The sequence below is a fragment of the Cupriavidus sp. GW821-FHT07C08 genome, from assembly GCF_059419025.1.
This window is the reverse complement of record NZ_JBWKQZ010000068.1, coordinates 1-3,394: the sequence shown is the minus strand read 5'-3', so window position 1 is coordinate 3,394 and position 3,394 is coordinate 1. Positions and strand designations below refer to the sequence as shown.

Annotated in this window: 3 protein-coding genes; all 3 read left to right on the top strand. The window is 68.4% G+C overall.

The annotated features are described in order from the left end of the window. Nucleotides 1–906, top strand: a 906-nt coding sequence (locus AC07UK_RS38675; RefSeq protein ID WP_494688320.1) for an ABC transporter permease, incomplete at its 5' end; no start/stop codon positions are given. Between the two features lie 31 nt (nt 907–937). Beyond that, on the top strand, nt 938–1,822 hold the full coding sequence (locus AC07UK_RS38670; protein ID WP_436221685.1) for an ABC transporter permease: 885 nt from the start codon (nt 938–940) through the stop codon (nt 1,820–1,822). Next, a partial coding sequence (locus tag AC07UK_RS38665) for an ABC transporter ATP-binding protein (RefSeq protein WP_494693925.1) occupies nt 1,823–3,394 on the top strand: 1,572 nt, incomplete at its 3' end.

Genomic DNA, 3,394 nt, shown 5'->3' with positions numbered 1-3,394 from the left:
ATCTCATTGCTGGCCGTCTCGGCCATCGTCTTCGCCATCACCGCGGTATTGCCCGGCGATGCCGCACAGGAACAGCTCGGCCAGGACGCCACACCCGAAGCCCTGGCCGCGCTGCGTACCCAGATGGGCCTCGATGTCCCCGCGCCGGTGCGCTACGTGCACTGGCTGGGCGGCATGGTGACCGGCAATGCCGGCGAGTCGCTGGTCACCCGTCAGCCGGTGTCGGAGGCCATTGGCAGCCGCCTGCCCCAATCGCTGTTGCTGGCCGGCCTGACCGCGCTGATCTCGGTGCCGGTGGCGCTCGGCCTCGGCATCCTGGCGGCGGTCTACCGTGGTACCTGGTTTGACCGCGGCGTCAGCCTCGGCGCGGTGGCGGTGGTCTCGGTGCCGGAGTTCCTGGTCGCCACGCTGGCCGTATTGTTGTTCGCGGTCCAACTGCGCTGGCTGCCCGCGCTCGCCTATATCGGCACCGACGATTCGTGGGACAAGATCCTGCGTTCGCTGGCCATGCCGGTGCTGAGCCTGTGCTGCGTGATCGTCGCGCAGATGCTGCGCATGACCCGCGCCGCGGTGATCGACCAGCTCAACGCGCCCTACATCGAGATGGTGCGGCTCAAGGGCGCTTCCGCGACCCGCATGGTGCTGTTCCACGCGCTGCCCAACGCCATCGGCCCGATTGCCAATGCCGTGGCGCTGAGCCTGTCCTACCTGCTTGGCGGCGTCATCATCATCGAGACCATCTTCAACTACCCGGGAATCGCCAAGCTGATGGTCGACAGCGTCGCCCAGCGCGACATGCCCGTGGTCCAGGTGTGCGCCATGATCTTCTGTTGTGCGTACCTAACCCTCGTCACGCTTGCCGATGTGTGCGGCATCGTCGCCAATCCGCGTCTGCGCCATCGCTGAAGCCTCGAACGCCATGCAGGAGCTGCAATTCATGTCCACTTCCTCCCACACCCAAGCCACCACCGCGGTGAGCGCCCCCGACCAAGGCTGTCGCCGCCCGCGCCTGCCCCGCCTGGGTCTCACCGGCTGGATCGGCTGCCTGGTCCTCATCGGCTGGCTGTTCGCCGCCATCCTCGGCCCGATCCTGATCCACGCTGACGGCACGCCCGCGGGAGAGATCCAGGTCTTCGCCCCGATCAGCGCCCAGCACTGGCTCGGCACCGACTACCTCGGGCGCGACATGCTGGCGCGCGTCGTCCTGGGCGCCCGCTACACCGTCTGCGTCGCGCTGGTCTCGACCCTGTGCGCCAGCGGCATCGGCATCACGCTGGCCTTGCTCGCCACCGTCAGCGGGCGCTGGATCGATGCCTGCCTGAGCCGCGGCGTCGATACGCTCACGGCCATCCCCAGCAAGATGTTCGCGCTGATCATGGTCGCGGCCTTCGGCTCGTCGGTGTGGATGCTCGCCGTCACGGCGGCGATCATCTACGTGCCGGGCGCCTATCGCATCGCGCGCTCGCTCGCGGTCAACATCAATGCGATGGATTACGTGACGGTTGCCCGCACCCGCGGCGAAGGCACCGCCTACATCATGCGCCAGGAGATCCTGCCCAATATCCTCGGGCCCATGCTCGCCGACCTGGGGCTGCGCTTCGTCTACGTCGTGCTGCTGCTCGCCAGCCTCAGCTTCCTGGGCCTGGGCATCCAGCCGCCAGATGCCGACTGGGGTTCGCTGGTGCGCGAGAACATCGGCGCGCTGTCTGAAGGCAGCATGGCGGTGGTGGCGCCGGCGCTGGCCATCGCCAGCCTGACCCTCGCCGTCAACCTCGTCATCGACAATCTGCCGGGTCGCTCGGCACGTAACGGAGTCAAATAAATGGGCACGTCCGTAAAGGTCAGCAATCTGCGCATCACCGCAGGCCAGGCGACGTTGGTCGATGGTGTGGACTTCGAGATCGAGCCCGGTAAGGTGCTGGCACTGATCGGCGAGTCCGGCTCGGGCAAGACCACCACCGCGCTGGCGCTGATGGGCTTTGCACGCCACGGCTGCGAGATCGCCGGCAGCATCCGGGTCGGCACCACCGACGTATTGCACCTCTCGCCGGGCGACCAGCGCCGGCTGCGCGGGCGCGAGATCACCTATATCGCGCAGAGCGCGGCGGCCTCGTTCAACCCGTCGCGCACCATCATGGACCAGGTGGTCGAACCGGCGCTGATCCACCGGCTCATGGATCGCAAAGCCGCCGAGAAGAAGGCGGTCGCTCTGTTCCGCGAACTGGCGCTGCCTGACCCTGATTCCATCGGCGAGCGCTACCCCCACCAGGTCTCCGGCGGGCAACTGCAGCGCCTGATGGCGGCGATGGCGCTGATCACCGATCCCGACCTGGTGATCCTGGACGAGCCGACCACGGCGCTGGACGTCACCACGCAGGTCGAAGTGCTGCGCGTGTTCCGCCGCGCGGTGCAGGAGCGCCGCACCACGGCGGTCTATGTCAGCCACGACCTGGCCGTGGTGGCCCAGGTGGCCGACCACATCCTGGTGCTGCGCGACGGCAAGATGCGCGAGCTGGGCGAGACCGACCAGATCCTGTACCAGCCCGCCGACGACTACACGCGCTGCCTGCTGGCCGCGGCGCGCCCGACCGAGCGTCCGGGTGCGCCGGTGGACCCCGACAAGAGCCCGCTGCTGCTGGAGGTTCGCGATCTGTCCGCCGGCTACGGTGTGCTCGATGCGCACGGGCAGCCGGCCGCGAAGATCCTGGAAGGCGTCGACCTGAAGCTGTACCGGGGCCAGGCGATTGGCGTCATCGGCGAGTCGGGTTCGGGCAAGACCACGTTGGCGCGCGCGATTGCCGGGCTGGTGGCACCCTGCCACGGCAGCATCGCCTTCAACGGCCGCCCGCTGAAACCGACCGTGGCGCAGCGCAGCCACGACGAGCTGCGGCGCATCCAGATCGTGTTCCAGATGGCCGATACCGCGCTCAATCCCGCGCGCACCGTCGAGGAGATCCTGGCGCGGCCGCTGCAGTTCTTCCACGGCCTGCGCGGCGAAGCGAAACGGGCACGGATCCGCCAGCTGCTTGATCTGGTGCGGCTGCCCGCCGGCGTGGCGCAGCGCACGCCTGGCGGCCTGTCCGGCGGGCAGAAGCAGCGCGTGAACCTGGCCCGGGCGCTCGCCGCCGATCCGGAGCTGATCCTGTGCGACGAGATCACCTCGGCGCTGGATACGGTGGTCGGCGCTGCCATCCTCGACCTGATGGCCGAGCTGCGCAAGGAACTGGGCGTGTCCTACCTCTTCATCAGCCACGACCTGCACACCGTGCGCTCGATCTGCGACGAGATCGTGGTGATGCAGCATGGCCGCAAGCTGACCCAGGTCGCGCACGCGGACTACGACCGCGGGCCGCACCACCCCTACTACGCGCTGCTGGCACGCTCGGTGCCCGAG